This is a genomic window from Selenomonas bovis DSM 23594 (genome assembly GCF_000381005.1).
GTDB classification, from domain to species: Bacteria; Bacillota; Negativicutes; order Selenomonadales; family Selenomonadaceae; genus Selenomonas_C; species Selenomonas_C bovis.
In genome coordinates, this window is the sequence record NZ_KB908389.1 from 58797 (window position 1) to 78402 (window position 19606).

Genomic DNA, 19606 nt, shown 5'->3' on the forward strand with positions numbered 1-19606 from the left:
AACCCTGGATTGTTTGTGTACGGCTGCCGAGGAGCTGTGCCCCAGACAACCGCGCCGAGCAGCAGCGCGCCTTCGTCATAGATGGCACCGCGGCCATTTTGCCTCGGATGTATGAAAAAGCAAGCATACCGCCGGATTTGCAAGCAAAAGGGTGTAAATTTGTAAAATCCAACTTCTTTTCCCATTTCATATTTTACTGTGCAAAAGTATAATAGAATGTATGAAATCGTATTCTGGTGAATGGGAGGATGTCCTATGATGAATTGGAAGAAAATCGCCGCGTTCGGTCTGGCGGCTGTGATGACGGCGGCGCTGGTCACGGGCTGCGGCGGGCAGCAGGCGGCGAAGGATGGCGCTGGCTCCGGCGACAAGGGGAAGATCATCGTCGGTCTCGATGACAATTTCCCGCCGATGGGCTTCAAGGACGAAAACAACGAGATCGTCGGCTTCGATGTCGATCTCGCGAAGGAGGCGTCGAAACGCCTGGGCCGCGAGGTGGAGTTCAAGGCCATCGACTGGTCGAGCAAGGAGGCCGAGCTCAAGAGCGGCCGCGTGAACGTGCTCTGGAACGGCCTCGATATCACGGAGAAGCGCAAGGAGAATATGCTCTTTTCCGAGCCTTATATGGACAACCGTCAGATCATCTTCGTGAAGAAGGGCCGCACGGACATCAAGGATGAGCAGAGTCTCGCAGGCAAGGCCATCGGCACGCAGAGCGCGAGCACGGCGGAGGAGTACCTCGACAAGACGGATTTCTATAAGAAGGATGTCAAGGAGGTCAAGAAGTACGCGGACTTCGTCTCGGCGTTCATGGATCTCGAGAACGGCCGCATCGACGCCGTCATCGGCGATGAGATCGTCGGCCGCTACTACATGAGCAAGCATCCGGACAGCATCGAGGCCGTCGATGTCGCGATCGGCCCTGTGAGCACGTTCGGCATCGCGTTCGCGAAGGACAACCAGCAGCTGCGCGACGAGGTGCAGAAGGTGCTCGACGAGATGAAGGCCGACGGCACGATGGCCAAGATCTCCGAGAAGTGGTTCGGCAAGGATATCACGAAGAAGTAAAGAGGCATGGGAGCAAGCGGCAGGCAGCGAGGAGCTGCCTGCTTTTTCTGTTGATTTCTGTGACTGGGACGCTGGACAAATCCGTTATTTTGAATTATTATCAAGGTGAGCTTGAGTAGGGAAGAAAGGTTGTGGGGTTATGAAGTATGAATTCACGAAGGACTTCCTGACGGGGATAGAATTCATCGATAAGGAACATGCGAGATTGTTCGAGCTCGCGAATGAGACGTATGATTTGCTGCACGATGAGCTGGTCACGGATAAGTATGACCGCATCGTGGATCTCATCGAAGAACTGCGTGATTATACGAAGACGCATTTCGCGCATGAAGAAGAGTTCATGCAGAGCATTTCGTTCCAGTATATCTGGAGCGAGAAGCATCAGCATCTGACCTTTATCGAGAAGCTCGACGGCATCGATAGGAAGAAGCTCGATGATCATCAGGAGGCCTATATCCTCGATGTGCTCGATTTCCTCGCGAAGTGGCTCACGGGCCATATCCGCGGCGCGGACGCGCGCATCGGCGCCGCGGTGCGCGCGATGGACGCCGAGACGCGGGCAAAGGCCGACGCGAAGGCGGCGGAGCTGCTCAAAAAGATCGAGAGCTGACGGCATGTCCGCGGGGCGGTCGCGCCTGACAGCGGGCGCGACAAAAGGGCGCTCCCGCAAAAAAGCGCATGACAGAAGGGCCGGATGCAAATGCGAAAGAGGCATTTGCGTCCGGCCCTTTGCAGCGCGCTGCTGAGAGGCGCTGTATTGGTGTGAGGTATGTTTTGATGTTCAGGAGGCGATCATCGAGAGGAAGGCCGCGTGGAGGCGCGTGTCGGTGCCGAGTTCCGGATGGAAGGCGAGACCGATCTGCTGGCCGTAGCGCACGGCGACGATGTTGCCGTCGACGCGTGCGAGGACGTCGACCTCCGGCGCGGCTTCCTCGATGAAGGGCGCCCGGATGAAACGCATGGGGAAGTCGCCGAGGCCCTTGATCTCGCCCTTGGTGGAGAAGCTGCCGAGTTGGCGGCCGTAGGCGTTGCGGCGCACGCGCACGGGCAGCGTGCCAAAGCTGGGATAGGGGCATTTGTCGCGCGTCGCGCTCCTGGCGAGCAGGATGAGGCCCGCACAGGTCGCGAGGACGGGGAGACCGTCTGCAATCTTTTCCCGCAGCGGCTCGTACATGCCGAGGTCGCTCAGGAGCTTTTTCTGCGTGGTGCTTTCGCCGCCGGGGAGGACGAGGCCGTCGAGCGGCGCGGCGAGATCGCTCTTCTCGCGCAGCTCATGGCACGTTGCTCCGAGCGACTGGAGCATCTTCTCGTGCTCGATGAAAGCGCCCTGCAGCGCGAGCACGCCGATCTGCGGCTTCCTGGCCGCCTGCGCGCTCATTTGCCGCGCTCCGCCATGAGGGTGGCGATCTCGTCCGCGTTGATGCCCACCATGGCCTCGCCGAGGTTTTCTGAGAGCTTCGCGATGAGATCGGCGTCCGTGTAGTTCGTGACGGCCTTGACGATGGCCGCCGCGCGCTTCGCGGGGTCGCCGGATTTGAAGATGCCGGAGCCGACGAAGACGCCTTCCGCGCCGAGCTGCATCATGAGCGCGGCGTCCGCGGGCGTCGCGACGCCGCCGGCGGCGAAGTTCACAACAGGCAGGCGGCCACTGTCATGGACGGCTTTCACGAGCGCGTAGGGGACTTGGAATTCCTTGGCGGCCTCGAAGAGCTCGTCCTCGCGCAGGGAGGCGACGCGCGCGATTTCCTGGTTGATCTTCCGCATGTGGTGTACGGCCTGCACGACGTCGCCCGTGCCCGGCTCGCCCTTCGTGCGGATCATGGACGCGCCTTCGGCGATGCGGCGCAGGGCTTCGCCGAGGTCGCGCGCGCCGCAGACGAACGGTACGCGGAACTTCGTCTTGTCGATGTGGTAGATGTCATCGGCGGGCGTGAGGACCTCGCTCTCGTCGATGTAGTCGATCTCGATGGCCTGCAGGATCTGCGCCTCGACGAAATGGCCGATGCGGCATTTCGCCATGACAGGGATGGAGACGGCCTGCTGGATGCCCTCGATCATCGCGGGATCGCTCATGCGCGAGACGCCGCCGGCCGCGCGGATGTCGGCGGGGATGCGCTCGAGCGCCATGACGGCGCAGGCGCCGGCGGCCTCGGCGATCTTCGCCTGCTCCGGCGTCGTGACGTCCATGATGACGCCGCCCTTGAGCATCTGGGCGAGCTGCTTGTTGAGTTCATACTGATCCTGCTGCTTGTTTTCTGCCATCTGAGACAACTCCTTCGTATGAAAGGAAAGGCAGGTGCCTTTCCCTGGGGAGGCGAGGTTTTTCGCGTCCTCCATGTGTTTTTCTTGATGTGCTCTTAGGAAACACTGATTCATTCGGCACCCTGCCTTTGCGCATCTGCACTGTCCTCTCGCCCTCGACAATCCTCAGCACAAAACGCGATGGAGCGTTTGGGCTGCTACGCCTCCGGTTTGCCTCCTAGAGAGATACAGCGCATCTACGCAAATTCAGGGCACCTCATTTCATCAGCGTTTCCCTTATCGTAACAGGGTACTGGCGATATTGAAATAACCAATTTACAAATAAAATAAAATACCAGATAGAGGCGGGGCAGCGAGATCTGGCATATTTCGACAAGGGAATCTGGAATATGATATAATCAGAATCGGAAAGATTTGACCAGAGAAAGCAGGTGAGCGTATGAGGCGCTTGAGATATTGGAAGGCGGTTGCGGCGGGCGGGCTGCTCGTGGCCGCATTTTTCGGAGCGGTGTCATGGCAGCTGGGGCCGCGGGCGGAGCAGGCGCGGCCCTCGACGCTGGCGCCGCTCACGGGTCTGGAGGAGTCGAGCGAGGAGGCGCCGCTCTCCTATGCGCCGATGCTCTCCTGGGACAAGGATACGCAGGCGGTCGTCTACGAGCTCGAGGTCTATGCCGACGCAGCGGCGAGGCATCGCATTTTCCGTACGCGGCAGGTGTATACGAACCACTATCAGCTGCCGCTGCGCACGTTTGCGGGCAAGTGGCTCGGCAAGCCGCTCTATTGGCGCGTGCGTTCCCTAGGTTTCGACGGAGAGCCTGTGAGCGCTTACAGCAAGCTCGCGACGCTCTATACGGCAGAGACGGTGCCCGAGCTCGATCATCCGCTGATCCTCGCGCAAAGCGATAAGGGCAACGGCACGACGCTGCTCTATCCCGTCTATGACTGGGTGGGGCTTGCCGGCGCGGCGGGGTATGAGATCGAGCTCTATGCGGGGACGGGCGCGCAGGCGCTCTCTCTGCCGCCCGTGGCGGTGTTCCATGCGGATATCACGGAGCTCTATGACCCGGAGCCGCGCATCGGCACGTATTCCTGGCGCGTGCGCGCGCTCGATGAGGCGGGGGCGCCGCTCGGCTCCTGGTCGCCGCTGCAGACATTCCGCACGGAGCCCGAAGATCATTGGGAGACGGCGGTGCTCGGCGACAGCATCAGCCACGGCGGCGGCCACTATTCGTTCAGCCCGTCGGATTTCGAGTTCAGCTGGCTCTCGTATCTCGATTTTCCGGCCGTCAATCTCTCGGCGAGCGGCGATCTGAGCTCGATGACGCTCGCGCGCTTCTCGCGCGATGTGCTGCCGTTCCACCCGCGGTATCTCATGATTTTCACGGGGACGAACAGTCTGCGGGCGGGCGAGGATCCCGCGCGCGTCATCCACGACCTCGAGCAGATGAAGGTGCTCGCGCTCTCGCACGGGATCGCGCCAATCTTCCTCACGCTGCCGCCCATCAATCCCGCGAACATCCAGCACGTGTTCGGCGAGCCGACGGCGGAGGACTGGCAGTGGCGCTTCGAGGCGGTCAATGAGTATATCCGCGGTCAGGCGTATATCGATGTGGCAGAGGCCTTTGTCTGCCCTGATGGCGTCCTGCCGACGGAGCTTGCGCTCGATGGCCTGCATCCCGATGTCGATGGCAAGCGCATCATCGGCGCGTGCGTCAACGAACATTGGGCCGAGGCGAGACGGGACGCGGACGCGCAGCTGCGCGCCTACCGGGAGGCACGCTGAACGGCGGGAAGAAAACATCGCATATAAAAACGGCAGCCAGATGACTGGCTGCCGTTTTTGATGGGGACTATCAATGATAGGATGGTGTAAATCTTGATGTATCGGGGATGTTAGGCGCAGATGCCACGCGGCGAGATCACTCGCCGAAATAGCGGTCGAAGAGCCCCTTGAAGCCGCGGCCGTGGCGTGCCTCGTCCTTGGCCATCTCGTGCACCGTGTCATGCACAGCGTCGAGGCCGAGCTGCTTTGCGAGCGTTGCGAGCTCTTTCTTGCCGGCGCAGGCGCCGTGCTCAGCGTCGATGCGCATCGTGAGGTTCTTCTTCGTGGAGTTCGTGAGGACTTCGCCGAGGAGCTCCGCGAACTTCGCGGCGTGCTCAGCCTCTTCGAACGCATAGCGCTTGTAGGCCTCGGCGATTTCCGGATAGCCCTCGCGGTCCGCCTGGCGGCTCATCGCGAGATACATGCCGACCTCGGAGCACTCGCCCGTGAAGTTCTGGCGCAGGCCCTCGATGATGCGCGGATCGACGTCTTTGGCCGTGCCGACATGATGTTCATCCGCGAACGTCATCTCGCCGGACTGCTCGACGAACTTCGATGCCGGAGCATGGCAGATGGGGCATTCCGCCGGAGCCTGCTCGCCCTCGTAGACATAACCACAGACAGTGCAAACGAATTTTTTCATGGTAAAGCCCTCCTAAAAAATATACATCGCGCCGCTTTGCTCACTGGATGGCGCTGTGTGAACTTGTTTCGATGGCTTTATTATAGAGCAAGGGCGGCGGCAGGGAAACGACCGGATTTCGCGATTGAGGGAAGATATCTCCTGTATGCCGCTGTTTTCTTTCATTTTCCATCGCAGGCATAGAATTTCAAAATTTATTATCAACAGATAATTATTATTCAACAAGAGGAAAGAAGGTTTGCTTCCCTGCTTATAGATGATATAATGGGAAATCAGAAGAATGTTCATTGATGATTGTCAGGAGTGGATAGAACCGAAATGTTTACGAGAATCACGCGGTCGGCGGCAGAAACGGCACAGCTTGCGCAGATGGTGGGCAAGAAACTGCATGAGGGGACGGTTGTCTGCCTCGATGGAGACCTCGGCGCGGGCAAGACGCTGTTCGTGCAGAATGTGGCGAAGATGCTCGGCGTCGAGGGAGAGGTCACGAGTCCGACGTTCAACCTCATGAATGTCTATGAAGGCATTTGCCGCGTCTATCATTTCGACCTCTATCGGCTGGAGAACGCCGCTGAGCTGGAGGACATCGGGTTCTATGAGTATACGGAGGATCCCGATGGCATTGTCTTTATCGAGTGGTCGGATAAGTTCCCCGAGGAACTGCCCGATGATTATCTTTCCATCCGCATCGACCGGCTGGCGGAGGATGCGGCGGCGCGGTGCATCACGTTCCGCGCGGTCGGTGAGGAGTATCAGGACGATTTGAAGGAGCTGGATGAGTTTTGCCGATTCTGAGCATGGATACATCAACCCAGGTGTCAAGCGTCGCCGTGCTGGCGCGCGGACAGCTGGCCGCGGAGATCACGATGCAGGCGCGGCTCACGCATTCTGAGACGCTGATGCCGCATGTCGCGCAGGCGCTCGCGATGGCGGGCGTCAAAAAGGAGGCGCTCACGGGCATTGCCGTGAGCATCGGCCCTGGCTCGTTCACGGGGCTGCGCATCGGCCTCGCGGCGGCGAAGGCGATGAGCTACGCGCTTTCAGTCCCGCTCGTCGGCATCTCGAGCCTCGAGGCGCTGGCGCTCCACTATGCCGTGCCGGGCGTCTCGATCCTCGCGCTCATGGACGCGCAGAAGAAGAACGCCTATGTCGAGGAACTGCATTGGGAGACCACGGGGGCGGGGCTGCGTCTCCTGGTGGATGCCCCCGTCTCTGTGCGGCCGCTCGCGGAGGCTGTGGCGCGGGCGGAGGCGCTCGCGTCAGCGGGCCGTACGGTCGTGCTGCTCGGCGATATCGTGCAGAAGCGCGTCGCGGGGAAGGTCGCGCTGCCCGCAGGCGTCCTCGTGCCGCCGCCGCAGCTCCTGCTGCCGCGGGCCGCGCATGTCGCATGGCTCGGCAGCCAGCGCCTTGCGGCGGGCGAGGCGGACAACGTCATGGACCTCGAGCCCATCTATCTCCGCCGCAGCGAGGCGGAGGTGCTCTTCGAGCAGCATCATCCGGAGCGCGCGGCGCTCGAGGTGGACGAGCAGGCGGCGCGCGCGCTCGAGGCGCGCGAGCGCCACGGCACGCGAGAGGTGTCGCGATGAGGCTCGCGTTCCGGCAGATGGTGCCGGAGGATGCGGATGCCGTCGCGCGCGTGGAGGCGGCGAGCTTCCCCGTGCCGTGGTCGCGGGAGTCGTTCTGGCGGGAGGCGTCGAACGAGCATACCTGCTATGTGCTCGTCTGTGACGAGACGGCCGCGGAGCCGGTCATCGGCTATGCCGGCTGCTGGATCCTCGCGGGCGAGGCGCAGATCACGAACGTCGCGATCCTGCCCGCGTATCGCGGCCGGGGCATCGGCACGCAGCTCATGGCTGCCGTCATCGCGGCGGCAAAAGAGCGCGGGGCGACGGCGATGACGCTCGAGGTGCGTCCGTCGAACGCACCCGCGCTCGCGCTTTATCATCACTACGGCTTCCGCGAGGCCGGCCGCCGCAAGGGGTATTACAGCGACAACGGCGAGGACGCCATCATCATGTGGAACACGAAGCTATGAAGAAGTGTGCAGAATGTCCCCATGACGGCGCTGCCCCCGCCTCAGCATCTCCCCAGCATTTCAGAGAGTTTTTCCGCAACGTCTGCCGGCGCGATGGTCGCCATGCAGGCGTTGTTTTTCTTTTTGCAGTGCGTGCGGCAGCAGGCGCGGCAGGGATAGGGGCTCTCGATGAAGGTGTGGCCGCTCGTGAGCGGGCCGTAGATGGCGGGGCTCGTCGGGCCCCAGAGGGAGAGCGTCGGCGTGCCGACGGCCTCGGCGATGTAGAGGGGGCCGGTGTCGCCTGTGAGCAGCAGCGCGGCGCTCTTCATGAGGGCCGCGAGCTCTAGGAGGCTGGTCTCGCCCGCGATGGAGAGCGAGGGACGCGCGCCTCCGATGGCGCGCTGCGCTTCCTCGATGAAGGGGCGGTCGCCCTTGGCGCCCGTAAAGACGATCTGCACCTGCTCCGGCACGGCGCGCAGCGCCTCGCCGAAGCGGGCTGGCGGCCAGTTCTTGTCCGGCCAGGTCGTGCGCACGCAGACGATGAGAATGGGGCGCGCGGCGTCGATGCCGTGCGCGGCCCAGAAGTCCGCCGCAAAGCCCGAGAGCGCGGGCGGCAGGCAGAGCACGGGGCCGGGGCGCAGCGTCTCCTGCGGGAAGCCGAGCGGCGCGAGCGCCGTGTAGTAGCGGCGGATCTTGTGCGGGTCAGGGATATCGGGAGCCATCTCCGTCATGAAGAGGGGGTTGCCCTCGTGGCGTTCGTGGATGCCGATGCGCCGCGGTGCCTTGGAGAGGCGCGTGAGGAGTCCCGTGAGGAAGAGGCCCTGCAGGTCGAGCGCGATGTCGAAGGTGTAGGGGGCGAGCAGCGCCCGAGCTTTCTTGAGCTCCCGCCAGCAGGTGCGCAGCCTGAGGTGCGCGCCCGCTTCATCGATGGGCCGCCGGTCGAAGACGAGCAGGCGGTCGATGTCGGGATTCGTCTCGAGCAGTGTGCTTGCGGGCGGGCTCGCGAGCCAGGTGATTTCGGCGTCCGGCGCGAGCCGCCTGAGGTTGTGCACGACGGTCGTCGTATGCAGGACGTCGCCGATGGAGCTCAGGCGCACGATGAGGATGCGGGCCCGAGGTGGGAGCGCGGATGAATTTCTCATGCAGGGAACCTTCTTTTTATGCTAGAATATGAGGATAGTTTCTATTACTTTAGCATAACGTCGGCGTTTATGCAAAAAACGGAGGAGGCAGCATCGTGCTCAAGGACATCACCATCAGATCGCTCGCGAATGACTCTGCGTATGAGCGGGGGGTGCGCTATTATCAGCAGGGGCGTGTCCTGGACCTTGCGCAGGGAGAGAGGGGCGTCTATCACGCCGTTGTCGAGGGAACGAGGGAATACAAGGTGGAGGTGCGCCTCTCAAAAAACGGTGATGGCGTCGAGGACTACACATGCGGCTGCCCCGCGGCGGAGCTCTATCTCGGCGCTTGCAAGCACACGGTGGCGGTGCTCAAGGAGATCCAGGAGCAGCAGCGAGGCCAGGCGCAGATGGGCCGGTCGGACGGCACGCGGCTCTTCCATCTTTTCCGCCGGGAGGGCAGCAGCGCGCCGACGGCACGGGAAGCGACTTACCTGCACCTCGTGCCGCGCCTCTTCCTCTCGGAGGAGTTCGGCCGCGTGGTGAAATGGCTCGAGTTCCGCGTCGGTGTCGACAAGCTCTACGTCGTGCGCAATCTCCGCCTCTTCCTCGAGGAGGTGGAGGCGGGCGCGCAGATCGATATGGGCAAGAATCTCTCGTTCTCCGCCGCCTCCATGCATTTTGCCGATGCGCTTTCTGAGCAGCTCTGGCAGATGCTCGTCGACGCGCGCCATGAGGAGATGGATATGCTCGCCTATAGCTCTCCCTTTGCCTCCTATCGCACGCAGGGGACGAGCTATCTCTTCGACCAGAAGAAGTGCAAGCTGACGCCGGGGCTTTTCGAGAAATTTCTCACCCTCCTCGGTGATGCGCCCTGTGAGGTGCGGTTCAACGAGGAGGAGAGCGAAGAGATGCGCGTGCGCCACGAGCGGCCGGAGCTCTCCGTGACGCTCTCGGACCTCGGGCAGAAGGGGGCGGCGCTGACGCTCCAGACGGAAGGCCTGGCCATGCTTGACAGCGAGGCCCGCTACCTCTATACGCCGGGCACCATCTACGCCGTCGATGCGCCTTACGCGCAGGCCGTGCGCCCGCTCCTCGAGGCCTTCCGCTACTCGGACCGCCTCGCGCTCGCGCGCCAGGAGGTCGAGCCGTTTTTCCGCCGGGTGCTGCCGGCCGTCGAGGAGGTCGCCGACGTCCAGGTGGATCGACGCTTCCTCGAGCGGTTCGAGCTCGCGCCGCTGCGCGCGCAGCTTTATTTCGACTACCACGGCGAGGGCATCGAGGCGCGGCCCGTCTTTTCCTATGAGGCAGCGTCCTTCAACCCACTCGTCGACGAGGGGCCCGTGCAGGCGCAGGGCGCGCGTATCCTCGTGCGCAACGACCGCGAGGAGCGGGATATCCTGAACTATTTCGCGGCCTACGGCTTTACGCAGGAGGGGAATGTCTACGTCCAGCCGGATGAGGAGAAAAGCTACGACTTCCTCACGGAGGCGCTGCCCGCGCTCGCGGAAAAGGCGGACATCTTCTACGCGGATGCGTTCCAGAAGAAGCCAGTGCAGCGCCTGCCGCAGCTCACGGCGGGCGTGTCTGTGAACGACGACAACCTGCTCGAGGTCACGTTCCAGGGCTCGGGTATGTCCATCGACGAGCTCGTCGGCATCCTGCAGGATTACCGGCAGAAGCGCCGCTACCACCGGCTGAAGGACGGCACGTTCGTGACGCTCGGCGAGCAGCAGCTCTCCGCGCTCGCTGATTTCGTCGAGAATACGGGCCTCGCGAAAAAAGGCGCGCGGGACGGCGAGCGCGCCCTTTTGCCGCTCTCGAACGCGATGTACCTCGACGCGCTCGCGCGCGATGAGGATGGCCTGCGCCTGGAGCGCAGCAAGAAGTTCCGCCGCATCGTGCGCGATATCAGAAACCCGCAGGACGCGGACACAGATGCCGAGGTGCCGGAAACGCTCGCGCCCGTGCTGCGCGACTACCAGGTCACGGGCCTCTCCTGGCTCTCCTCGCTTGCGGCCTACGGGCTCGGCGGCATCCTCGCCGACGACATGGGCCTCGGCAAGACGCTGCAGGTCATCGCGTTCCTGCTCGCGCACAAGGAGGGCGCGCAGCAGCCCTCGCTCGTCGTCGCGCCTACCTCGCTCGTCTACAACTGGCTCGATGAGATCGAGCGCTTCGCGCCGCAGCTGCGCGCCCGCGTCATCGCCGGCACGAAAAAGGAGCGGGAGGAGGCGCTCGCCGCTGCCGTCGAGGACTGCGATGTGCTCATCACGACGTACAACATGCTCAAGCGCGACATCAAGTCCTACGAGGGACGCAGCTTCCGCTACGCGTTCCTCGACGAGGCGCAGCATATCAAGAACCCCGCGACGCAGAACGCCAAGGCTGTCAAGAAGCTCCATGCGGGCGGCCGCTTCGCGCTCACGGGCACGCCAATCGAGAACACGCTCACGGAGCTATGGTCGATTTTCGACTACCTCATGCCGGGCTATCTGCTCACGCACCAGAGCTTCAAAGCGCGCTACGAGGTGCCCATCGTGCGCGAGGAGAACGCGCGCGCGCTGAAGAATCTCAGGCGCCACGTCGAGCCCTTCATCCTGCGCCGCCTGAAAAAGGATGTGCTCAAGGAGCTCCCCGACAAGATCGAGCGCCGCATGATGTGCGAGATGACGCCGCAGCAGGAGAAGCTCTACCGCGCCTGGCTGCTGCAGGGGCAGAAGGAATTCCGTGCGCTGCTCAAGGAGCGCGGCCTCGACGGCAACCGCATGAAGATCCTCGCGCTGCTCACGCGCCTGCGCCAGATCGCCTGCGACCCCGCGCTCTTCCTCGAGGACTATGCGGGCGGCTCGGGCAAGCTCGACCTGCTCGAAGAGATCGTTGGGGAGGCCGTGGCGGGCGGGCACAGGCTGCTCATCTTCTCCCAGTTCACGACGATGCTCGCGCACGTCGGTGAGCGTCTCACGCGCATCGGCGTCTCGTATCTCTACCTCGACGGCAGCACGCCGTCCTTCGAGCGCCTGCGGCTCGTCAAGGAGTTCAACGGCAGCGGCCGCGCGCCGGCCTTCCTCATCTCGCTCAAGGCGGGCGGCACGGGGCTCAACCTCACGGGCGCGGACATGGTCATCCACTGCGACCCGTGGTGGAATCCCGCTGTCGAGGACCAGGCCACCGACCGCGCCTATCGCTTCGGCCAGCAGAAGAACGTCCAGGTCGTGAAGCTCATCACGAAGGATACCATCGAGGAGAAGATCTACAAGCTGCAGCAGCGGAAGAAATCCCTCATCGACCAGATGATCCAGCCGGGCGAGACGTTCCTCGCGAAGCTCACCGATGAGGAGATTGCGGCGCTGTTCGAGAAGTGAAAGGAGGGACAGGCGATGGGGAAGGAGCAGAAAGCCCGCGTCATCTTCCACGTTGATATGGATGCCTTTTTCGCCTCCGTCGAGCAGCGCGACCATCCGGAGTACCGCGGCAAGCCGCTCGTCATCGGCGGACTCTCGGGGCGCGGCGTCGTCTCGACGTGCTCCTATGAGGCGCGCCGCTACGGCGTGCATTCGGCGATGCCGATGGGAGAGGCGCAGCGGCGCTGTCCGCAGGCGGTCTTTCTCCCGGGAGACTACGCGCGCTACCGCGAGGCGTCGGCGGAAGTTTTTCAGATGTTCACCGCGTTCGCACCCGTTGTCGAGCCGCTCTCCATCGACGAGGCGTTCCTCGACATGACGGGCATGGAGCGGCTCATCGAGAGTCCGCGCGCCTATGCCGTGCGTCTCAAGGAAGAGATCCGGCAGCGGGTCGGCCTCGTCGCCTCCATCGGCATCGCGCCGAACAAGTTCCTCGCGAAGGTTGCCTCGGATCTAGAGAAGCCGGACGGCCTCGTCGTCGTGCCGCCGGACGCGGCGGGCGTGCGCGCGTTCCTCTGGCCGCTCCCCGTGCGCCGCATCTGGGGGGTTGGCGAGAAGATGGCCCGGCATCTTGCGGCGCTCCATGTGCGCACGGTCGGCGACCTCGCACGCATGGATTCCGCGCGGCTGCGGGCGCAGTTCGGCGCGAAGACAGCGGCGCAGCTGCACGCGCTCTCCTTTGGTCTCGATGACCGTCCTGTCGCGCCGCGCAGCGAGGCGAAGTCCATCGGCAAGGAGGAAACCTTTGCCCGCGACCTCCGGCGTCAGGAGGACATCGATGGCGTGCTGCTGCGCCTCGCCGAGCAGGTGGGCTGGCGCCTGCGCTGCGCGGGCAAGAAGGCGCGCACGATCCAGATCAAGGTCCGGCGCGGTGATTTTACGACCTGGACGCGCAGCCGCACGCTCGCCGCGCCGACCTGCTACGATGAGGATATCTATGAGGCAGCCGTTACGCTCTACCGCGCGCTCGCGCCGGCGGGCGGCATCCGCCTGCTCGGCATCAGCGCGCAGAACTTCGGCGCGGCGGAGGAGCTCTCGCTCTTTGACGCTGAGCGGCCGCAGAAAAAGGAAAACCTCTACCGGGCCATCGACGGGCTCAAGCAGAGGTTCGGAGAGAATATCATTGGGCACGGGCACACCTGAGGCACAGGGTACATCATACTGTATACAAATACGCGAATAGGGCTTGCCGATCTACATCAGCAAGCCCTATTAAAAAAGGGGTCCAAAATGCCGTTCGCTTACTATGTCGAAAACCCGCGAAATCGCAGGTGGGTACCCTAAGTCCGGCTTTCGTTACTCGTAACTTGCGATACAACGTCCACAGGAATCAAATCGAGTTCCCTAGAAAAAGTGTAGGTTCGACATAATCAGAAGCTCGCGCACACCCCAGGCGGTCCCTTCTTTAGTAGGTACTATAGCATAAAAAAATTCTGAATGCAAGACTTGACAGGAACGGATGAGGGGAAATAATAAGGGAATTCTTCAATGAAAATGCGTCATGAGACTCATGACGAAGTAGGTGAAGCCGCCCGCGATGAGCGGGCCGACCGCGACGCCCTTGAACGCGATGACGCCGACCATCGTGCCGATGATGAGCGCGGGGATGAGCTCGGTGGTCGTCGTGAGCAACTTCAGCCCGCCGCCGCCGGCGACGGCCGCGAGCAGTCCCGCGAGCACAGCGAAGATGCCGATGGGCGTCTTAAACGAGTCAATCATCGTCTGGAGCGTGATCTCTCCCGTGGCAATCGGCACGAGGATCGCCGCCGTGAGCAGGATGATGCCCCAGTTGAGCCCGTGGCTGCCGAGCGCCGTGAGCGCCGTGTCGAGTCCGAGTACCTTGAGGCCGAGCACGATGCCCGTCGCGTAGACCACCGTCATGTTGTGGCCGATGAGCGAGAGCAGCAGCACGGCGCCGAGTGTGATGTATTCCGTAGCCAAAGGATCGCCTTTCCTTTCGTTGCTGGTGCAAGTTCTAAGGAAGTGTCGAATGAATCAGTGGTTCCCTAAGGGGGCTGCTTCATTCGTCAGCTTCCTAAACTTGCGCTGAGGTGTACATTTCAAGCAAAAAATATTATAATGGAAAAAACCGCAAATGAAAAGGAGTAAAATTTCATGGAACATACATACAGCGTAGCCGTCAGCTATGGCAAGGACGTCGGCTGGATCAGCTATGACGAAGACGCGAAAAAGGCGGAGGTCCATCTCGCAAACGAGGAGGGGCGGAGGAAAGCGGAGGACTTCCTCCGGCAGTCGCTGACCCTCGAGGTGCCTCATGAGACGCTCATGGATTTCACGCAGGAGACCATCGATCCGCAGGGAGATCGGGCGAGCTTCGAACTCGCGCTCACGCGCCTCTGGGAGGCGACGCAGGTGCATGTTGACTGGAGCCGCCCCGTCGAATATGTGAAGACACATCCGCGCTACGAGTAAGCAGGATGGGGCTGTTGCATGAGTAAAAAATCACTTATGCACAGCCCCTTTTGCTATTAAACCTATCAATATCCTAATTTAAGAACAAAACATAGAAATTTTGAGCGCAAGACACCAGACAATCTGAAAATCGTCTTTGTTTCTTGCGCTCTTTGATTTTTTAAGCAGCGTTATCCACAGGGCTTCGGTGCCGGTTAAGCTTTTCTGCCTGTATTTTGCAGTGCAGCTTTTGAATGTTATAAGCCATCGCCAGCAGCATCGTTTCCACAAGGACATTTTTATTGCCACGGGTTAAGAATCGGCGGAAGGTCATATCTGCTTTTACCATGGCAAAGGCTCCTTCTGCCTGAATACTGCGATTTACCCGCAACTGGATGCCTTCCGGTGAGGTTAACCGTTTCAAATCTTCCTGCCGCTGGCGTTGGAACCGTTTGGATATTTCTATATTCTTGATTCGTTCTTCTAGTGGCGCCTTACAGTGATTTCCGTGTATACATTGACTCTTTACTGGACAATCCTTGCAATGCTCACAACTGTAATGGGTTATCTGGCTTTGAAAGCCGTTTTTGCTTTTGCGGATAAATTCCTTGGTTACGGTCAACTTCCTGCCTTGGGCACAGAGATAGGCATCCGCGTCGGCCAGATAGGTCATGTTTTCCTTGCGGCCAATGTCCTGTTTTCATTTTCGTGTCTTGCTCTTCTCGTAGTTGTTTGGCTTTATAAAGGATCGCTGTTGGTTTGTTTCAAGATAAAGGTAGTTCTCCTCGCTCTCATAGCCAGCATCTGCCACAACATTACGGTAGCGCTTGTGGGTATAGCGTTCCATTTCCTGCAAAAAGGGAATCAAGGTTGTCGTGTCCGTTGGCTGCGGCCCTACCGTGGCCCAGGTAACAAATTCGGAATCCGTATCGTATTAGATGTTATAGGCAGGCTTTAGCTGGCCGTTTTTCATGGCATCCTCTTTCATCCGCATGAAGGTGGCACCTGTGTCCGTTTTGGCAAAGCTGTTGCGGTTTCCCATGATGTGCAGGTATTTGTTGTATTTCTTGAGCCGGGCGATGAACTCATCCAGCTGTTCCAAGGTTTTCTGCAGGCTGGTTTTGCGTTTCCCGATTCCATGGACAAACTGGAGTCCCTGCTCTTTCTGCCGGGCTTTCAACTTGCGGCGCAGCTTCTTTAGCTGGTGCAGGTGGATTTCTTTGCCGTGAGCGAGGGAAACAGAAAATTCTTCCCTGGCTTTGTCTACGAAGTCCGGCAATTTTTCCATAAGCTTGGCCTGATTCTTCTGGACAGACTTTTTCCAGACAAACTCATACTTGTTGGCAACGGATTCGATTTTTGTTCCATCGATGAACATATCCTGCAGGGAAATGGCTCCAGCTTCTTCCAGCATGAAATCCATTTGGGCAAACAGTTCCTTGATGCAGGATGCCAGATGCTTGGAAAGGAACCGGGCAATGGTTGTATGGTCAGGCACAGGCTTATCTTCCAGCAGATACATAAAATTGATATCCCGCTTGCAGGCAAGCTCTATCCTGCAGGAACTGAAGATATGATTCATCCCGGCATAAACAACGATGGCCAGCATCTGCCTTGGTGACGCCGAATTTCGATCTATCCGCTGATAGGTCTTTTCCAGTGCCGTAATATCCATACCTCCAATACAGTGACGAAGCAGGCGGACGGAGTCATCTTTGCTAACCTGAAACTGAAGATTTAAAGGAAGAAATACTTGATAACTTCCTCCTAAAGACGTATAATCTTTCTGTGAATTTGGTTTGAGCATATCTAAATTCTACACCTAATCCCGGGGCATTCAAGCCCCGGGATTATCTTTTTGCACATGAAAAAGGACTGCTGCACGTCACATTACGTGCAACAGCCCCTATATGAAGGGGTCAGGGGGCGAAGTTAAACAAGAATCTCTGAGAAATGCTCGACGATGCGGTCAGCCTGACTGAGGTCCTGCTCGCCGGAATGAGGGTTGTGGAAGGCGATACAGGTCATGCCCGCAGCCTTGGCCGCAGCGATGCCGGCTGTGGCATCTTCCACGACTGTGCAGTCACATGGCGGTATGCCCAGCCCCTCAGCAGCCTTCAGGTAGATATCGGGATATGGCTTGCTGTGCGGCAGTTCCGCACCGCTGACGATGGTGTCGAAGTAGGACCGGATGCCAAAGCGGTTCAGTACCATCTCGATGATATTGCGGCCGGATGAGGAGGCCAGTCCAATGCGGAACTTCTTGTCGCGTAAGCGCCGTAAAAGCGCAGTTACCCCGGCAATGGGCTGAATGGAAGGATCGTGTATAAGCCGATCGATATAGCGCTGGTGCTTAAAGGAGGCGAGCTCCTGCCAAGTGAGTCCTTCCTGGGGATGCGCAAGCAACGCCTTGGTAAAGAGATCCTTGCTCGTGCGGCCGGCAAAGGATGGCAGTTTCTCCGGAGGGAACGGTATGCCGAAATGGTGGAATGTCTCAAGTTTTACTTCAATGTGCAGCGGTTCGCTGTCAATGAGGACTCCGTCCATATCGAATATGAATGCGTTCATGCCTGTTCCTCCTTGTTCTCTTCAGGATCTTCGAAGCCGATTATGATGGTGGCAATGAACGTGGCGACGGAGGCAATTACGAGGGTGATGAGCGCCTGCAGGATAAAGTTTTCATCTTCGCCAATCCACATAGCCATGCTCAGGAGTCCTGGTGTGACATAGATGAATGCCTTGAGCTTCACAAAACCGGCGAAGAGTGCGGCGATGCCGCTGCCAATCATGCAGCCGTACATCGGACGTTTGAGCTTGAGGTTGACACCGTACATGGCAGGCTCTGTGATACCGCCGAGATAAGCGGTCATACTGGAAGAGAAGGCCAGGGATTTCAGGGTCTTGTTCTTCGTCTTCCAGGCAACGGCCAGGGCGGCTGCCGCCTGAGACATGTTGGAACAGAGTGCGACCACGCGGATGACGGGGTCAAAACCCTGCTGGGCAACGAGCATGATGCTGATCGGACTCAGGGCCTTATGCAGTCCAACGGAAACGAGCCAAGGGTAGAGAGCCGCCAGGATGGCCAGTGCAACAGCTCCGAGGGCTCCGTAGATGAACATGCTGCCATCGGCAATGGCCTGCGAGAGGAGATTGCCGAGAGGACCGATGCAGACGAGGGCCAGCGGTACGCTGATGAGGGCGATGAGCATGGGCTCGAGGAAGACCTTGACCATCCCCGGTACGATTTTCTTGACACCTTTTTCGATATAAGACATGATCCAGACGGATAACAGGACCGGGATTAAAGTAGAAGAATATTTGGCAAGCAGGACAGGTACACCGAAGAAGTCAATGGGATTCCCTTTGGCCACGAGTCCTGTCCAGGTCGGATGAACCATGGCCAGGCCGATGAAGCCGCCCATGAAGGCATTGCAGCCAAACATCTTGGCTGCGGAAAAACCAATGAAGGCCGGCATGAAGTAAAATCCTGTATCGAAAATCATATTGAGCAGGATGTAAGAAGAGGATGTTTTGGTGAGCAACCCGCTCATGACGAGGACGAGCAGCAGGACTTTGCCCATGCCGCAGCCGGCCAGCAAGGGGACGACTGGGGCGATGGAACCAGTGATGGCGCCGAGGACGGCATTGACGATGCCTTTTTTCTTGACAGGCGTGGCTGGCTTTGCTGCCTGGTCTTTTTGCAGTTGCGGATATTTCTGAATCAGAGCATCGTAAACGAGATCCACATCATTGCCGATGACCAGCTGATACTGACCGCCCTTCTTTACCAAGGACAGGACACCAGGAATGCTTTGTGCTTTGGCGTCATCGGCTTTTTTTTCGTCGCGCAGCGAGAAGCGCAGACGGGTAGCGCAGTGGACGACGGAACTGATATTGTCGGTTCCGCCGACGGCATCGACGATTTGATCAATCATTTTTGCATCCATGAAATTTCCTCCTTTTTGAGTGACATGATGCAGGGATTTTGCTTTCAGGAATAAATCAAATTGATGATATGGAGCAGGAGATAGCCTTGCTCACCATCTGTAATGGTTTTGCCGGTCTTTTTCTCTACGTAATGGTTAATTGCTTTTACGCAGCGATAGGCGTCGTTGTATTGTGCTTTGCCAAGCTTATAAAAATAGTTGCTGTTGTCTTCCACCTTTTCAACTGTAAGTATGGTCCTTGTAAAAATTTGCAGATGACGGACCAGGCGCTGATAAAGCATCGGATTGGCCGTGACCTTATCCGGAAAGGACTGTCGGATGATGGCGAGTATATCTCGGACCATGCGCGTTGCTTTTATCGTTACCATCATTTGCTGATTGACGCTGGCGTTGACGATGTGGAGGGTGATGAAACCAACTTCGTCATCGGATATCGTCATCTGCAGATAACGCCGAATGATACCTACCGCTAGATGGGCCAGCCGATATTCCTGCGGGTAGAATTGCTTGATTTCCGGCAGCAGAGGATTGTGGCAGATGATGCCCTGCTTTTCCCGTTCGAGGGAAACGCTGATGTGATCGGTCAGCGTCAGATAAATGCTTTCATTGAGCTTTAGATTTGACGTTGCATGAATGTCTTGTATGAGTTCTTCCACGATTTCCAGGTAGACGGAGGGGATATCGTTGAGGATTGTGGCCTATACCCCGTTTGATGGACACTATAAACGAATGGTAAAATAAGACCATGAGGTGATGAGATAGTGTCCACGAAACAAAAGACCTATAGCAATGAATTTAAGGAAGAAGCAGTCAAGCGTGTAATGAGTGGCATTCCTGCCAGTCAAGTAGCTCGTAAGCTGGATATAAATGTAAATTCGCTTTATACCTGGAAGCAGCGGTACATGAAGCATCC

Annotated in this window: 20 protein-coding genes, 1 other RNA gene and 1 pseudogene; 10 read left to right on the top strand and 12 right to left on the bottom strand. The window is 59.2% G+C overall.

Features of this window, described 5'->3' with window-relative positions:
* Positions 1–258 precede the first annotated feature (258 nt).
* Both F599_RS0106835 and F599_RS13770 read left to right on the top strand, forming a co-directional pair.
* The gene (locus F599_RS0106835) at positions 259–1068 is read left to right on the top strand and encodes an amino acid ABC transporter substrate-binding protein (RefSeq protein ID WP_026327873.1); all 810 of its coding nucleotides are present in this window, start codon (positions 259–261) and stop codon (positions 1066–1068) included.
* A gap of 139 nt (positions 1069–1207) precedes the next feature.
* Complete coding sequence (locus F599_RS13770; RefSeq protein ID WP_019542781.1) at positions 1208–1678, top strand: bacteriohemerythrin; 471 nt, start codon at positions 1208–1210, stop codon at positions 1676–1678.
* Positions 1679–1849: 171 nt separating this feature from the next.
* On the opposite strand, the gene pdxT is transcribed toward F599_RS13770, so the two are convergent.
* Together pdxT and pdxS are read right to left on the bottom strand one after the other, a co-directional pair.
* Complete coding sequence (gene pdxT / locus F599_RS0106845) at positions 1850–2446, bottom strand: pyridoxal 5'-phosphate synthase glutaminase subunit PdxT (protein WP_019542782.1); 597 nt, start codon at positions 2444–2446, stop codon at positions 1850–1852.
* Entirely contained in the window at positions 2443–3330 is an 888-nt protein-coding gene (gene pdxS / locus F599_RS0106850) for a pyridoxal 5'-phosphate synthase lyase subunit PdxS (RefSeq protein ID WP_019542783.1), read from the bottom strand. Before pdxS ends, pdxT begins: the two co-directional genes overlap by 4 nt.
* Before the next feature lie 439 nt (positions 3331–3769).
* On the opposite strand from pdxS, the gene F599_RS0106855 reads away from it, so the two are divergent.
* Complete coding sequence (locus F599_RS0106855; protein WP_019542784.1) at positions 3770–5113, top strand: GDSL-type esterase/lipase family protein; 1344 nt, start codon at positions 3770–3772, stop codon at positions 5111–5113.
* Between the two features lie 136 nt (positions 5114–5249).
* Here F599_RS0106855 and F599_RS0106860 read toward each other — a convergent pair whose 3' ends face one another.
* Positions 5250–5795 carry an NADH peroxidase gene (locus tag F599_RS0106860; RefSeq protein ID WP_019542785.1) on the bottom strand — a complete coding sequence of 182 codons (546 nt, stop codon included), beginning with the start codon at positions 5793–5795 and terminating at the stop codon, positions 5250–5252.
* A gap of 318 nt (positions 5796–6113) precedes the next feature.
* On the opposite strand from F599_RS0106860, the gene tsaE reads away from it, so the two are divergent.
* The 3 genes from tsaE to rimI are packed head-to-tail and all read left to right on the top strand — an operon-like array spanning position 6114 to position 7830.
* Positions 6114–6590: a tRNA (adenosine(37)-N6)-threonylcarbamoyltransferase complex ATPase subunit type 1 TsaE gene (tsaE, locus tag F599_RS0106865; protein WP_019542786.1), complete on the top strand. Its 477-nt coding sequence runs from the start codon at positions 6114–6116 to the stop codon at positions 6588–6590.
* Positions 6578–7381: a tRNA (adenosine(37)-N6)-threonylcarbamoyltransferase complex dimerization subunit type 1 TsaB gene (gene tsaB, locus F599_RS0106870; protein WP_020700529.1), complete on the top strand. Its 804-nt coding sequence runs from the start codon at positions 6578–6580 to the stop codon at positions 7379–7381. Before tsaE ends, tsaB begins: the two co-directional genes overlap by 13 nt.
* Positions 7378–7830 (top strand): ribosomal protein S18-alanine N-acetyltransferase, encoded by a 453-nt coding sequence (gene rimI, locus F599_RS0106875; RefSeq protein ID WP_019542788.1) that lies wholly within the window; start codon positions 7378–7380, stop codon positions 7828–7830. The genes tsaB and rimI overlap by 4 nt, the downstream gene beginning before the upstream one ends.
* Positions 7831–7871: 41 nt before the next feature.
* Here rimI and F599_RS0106880 read toward each other — a convergent pair whose 3' ends face one another.
* The gene (locus F599_RS0106880; protein WP_019542789.1) at positions 7872–8951 is read right to left on the bottom strand and encodes a glycosyltransferase family 9 protein; all 1080 of its coding nucleotides are present in this window, start codon (positions 8949–8951) and stop codon (positions 7872–7874) included.
* Positions 8952–9046: 95 nt separating this feature from the next.
* On the opposite strand from F599_RS0106880, the gene F599_RS0106885 reads away from it, so the two are divergent.
* Positions 9047–12295 carry a DEAD/DEAH box helicase gene (locus F599_RS0106885; protein WP_019542790.1) on the top strand — a complete coding sequence of 1083 codons (3249 nt, stop codon included), beginning with the start codon at positions 9047–9049 and terminating at the stop codon, positions 12293–12295.
* A 15-nt stretch (positions 12296–12310) separates the two neighbouring features.
* Entirely contained in the window at positions 12311–13477 is a 1167-nt protein-coding gene (locus tag F599_RS0106890; protein WP_019542791.1) for a DNA polymerase IV, read from the top strand.
* Between the two features lie 75 nt (positions 13478–13552).
* Here the strand turns inward: F599_RS0106890 and ssrS are convergent.
* Both ssrS and F599_RS0106895 read right to left on the bottom strand, forming a co-directional pair.
* A non-coding RNA gene (gene ssrS / locus F599_RS15125) (6S RNA) lies at positions 13553–13733 on the bottom strand.
* 86 nt (positions 13734–13819) lie between these two features.
* Positions 13820–14275 (bottom strand): DUF441 domain-containing protein, encoded by a 456-nt coding sequence (locus F599_RS0106895; RefSeq protein WP_019542792.1) that lies wholly within the window; start codon positions 14273–14275, stop codon positions 13820–13822.
* Positions 14276–14449: 174 nt separating this feature from the next.
* Between F599_RS0106895 and F599_RS0106900 the strand changes: the two genes are divergently transcribed.
* Positions 14450–14767 carry a hypothetical protein gene (locus F599_RS0106900; protein ID WP_019542793.1) on the top strand — a complete coding sequence of 106 codons (318 nt, stop codon included), beginning with the start codon at positions 14450–14452 and terminating at the stop codon, positions 14765–14767.
* 160 nt (positions 14768–14927) lie between these two features.
* Here F599_RS0106900 and F599_RS16035 read toward each other — a convergent pair whose 3' ends face one another.
* The 6 genes and pseudogenes from F599_RS16035 to F599_RS13780 all read right to left on the bottom strand — a co-directional run bounded on the left by F599_RS16035 (position 14928) and on the right by F599_RS13780 (position 19349).
* The gene (locus F599_RS16035; protein ID WP_019542794.1) at positions 14928–15419 is read right to left on the bottom strand and encodes a transposase; all 492 of its coding nucleotides are present in this window, start codon (positions 15417–15419) and stop codon (positions 14928–14930) included.
* Between the two features lie 27 nt (positions 15420–15446).
* A pseudogene (locus F599_RS16040) lies at positions 15447–15668 on the bottom strand (IS5/IS1182 family transposase); the annotation flags it as partial.
* Positions 15669–15680: 12 nt separating this feature from the next.
* Positions 15681–16553 (bottom strand): transposase, encoded by an 873-nt coding sequence (locus F599_RS16045; protein ID WP_244869339.1) that lies wholly within the window; start codon positions 16551–16553, stop codon positions 15681–15683.
* Positions 16554–16678: 125 nt separating this feature from the next.
* Complete coding sequence (locus F599_RS0106910) at positions 16679–17314, bottom strand: HAD family hydrolase (RefSeq protein WP_019542796.1); 636 nt, start codon at positions 17312–17314, stop codon at positions 16679–16681.
* Positions 17311–18693, bottom strand: a complete 1383-nt coding sequence (locus F599_RS0106915) for a PTS transporter subunit EIIC (RefSeq protein WP_019542797.1) — start codon at positions 18691–18693, stop codon at positions 17311–17313. Before F599_RS0106915 ends, F599_RS0106910 begins: the two co-directional genes overlap by 4 nt.
* A 44-nt stretch (positions 18694–18737) precedes the next feature.
* On the bottom strand, positions 18738–19349 hold the full coding sequence (locus F599_RS13780) for a BglG family transcription antiterminator (protein ID WP_019542798.1): 612 nt from the start codon (positions 19347–19349) through the stop codon (positions 18738–18740).
* A 105-nt stretch (positions 19350–19454) separates the two neighbouring features.
* On the opposite strand from F599_RS13780, the gene F599_RS16255 reads away from it, so the two are divergent.
* The coding region (locus tag F599_RS16255) for a transposase (protein WP_169337813.1) at positions 19455–19606 on the top strand (152 nt) is incomplete at its 3' end.

What these genes read in the sequence shown, in the direction of transcription:
- F599_RS0106910 (WP_019542796.1), bottom strand. Translation starts at nt 17,314, where the DNA reads ATGAACGCATTCATATTCGATATGGACGGAGTCCTCATTGACAGCGAA.
- pdxT (WP_019542782.1), bottom strand. Translation starts at nt 2,446, where the DNA reads ATGAGCGCGCAGGCGGCCAGGAAGCCGCAGATCGGCGTGCTCGCGCTG.
- F599_RS0106890 (WP_019542791.1), top strand. Translation starts at nt 12,311, where the DNA reads ATGGGGAAGGAGCAGAAAGCCCGCGTCATCTTCCACGTTGATATGGAT.
- rimI (WP_019542788.1), top strand. Translation starts at nt 7,378, where the DNA reads ATGAGGCTCGCGTTCCGGCAGATGGTGCCGGAGGATGCGGATGCCGTC.
- pdxS (WP_019542783.1), bottom strand. Translation starts at nt 3,330, where the DNA reads ATGGCAGAAAACAAGCAGCAGGATCAGTATGAACTCAACAAGCAGCTC.
- F599_RS0106855 (WP_019542784.1), top strand. Translation starts at nt 3,770, where the DNA reads ATGAGGCGCTTGAGATATTGGAAGGCGGTTGCGGCGGGCGGGCTGCTC.
- F599_RS0106915 (WP_019542797.1), bottom strand. Translation starts at nt 18,693, where the DNA reads ATGGATGCAAAAATGATTGATCAAATCGTCGATGCCGTCGGCGGAACC.
- F599_RS16035 (WP_019542794.1), bottom strand. Translation starts at nt 15,419, where the DNA reads ATGACCTATCTGGCCGACGCGGATGCCTATCTCTGTGCCCAAGGCAGG.
- F599_RS0106880 (WP_019542789.1), bottom strand. Translation starts at nt 8,951, where the DNA reads ATGAGAAATTCATCCGCGCTCCCACCTCGGGCCCGCATCCTCATCGTG.
- F599_RS16045 (WP_244869339.1), bottom strand. Translation starts at nt 16,553, where the DNA reads ATGCTCAAACCAAATTCACAGAAAGATTATACGTCTTTAGGAGGAAGT.
- F599_RS0106860 (WP_019542785.1), bottom strand. Translation starts at nt 5,795, where the DNA reads ATGAAAAAATTCGTTTGCACTGTCTGTGGTTATGTCTACGAGGGCGAG.
- F599_RS0106900 (WP_019542793.1), top strand. Translation starts at nt 14,450, where the DNA reads ATGGAACATACATACAGCGTAGCCGTCAGCTATGGCAAGGACGTCGGC.
- tsaE (WP_019542786.1), top strand. Translation starts at nt 6,114, where the DNA reads ATGTTTACGAGAATCACGCGGTCGGCGGCAGAAACGGCACAGCTTGCG.
- F599_RS0106835 (WP_026327873.1), top strand. Translation starts at nt 259, where the DNA reads ATGAATTGGAAGAAAATCGCCGCGTTCGGTCTGGCGGCTGTGATGACG.
- F599_RS13770 (WP_019542781.1), top strand. Translation starts at nt 1,208, where the DNA reads ATGAAGTATGAATTCACGAAGGACTTCCTGACGGGGATAGAATTCATC.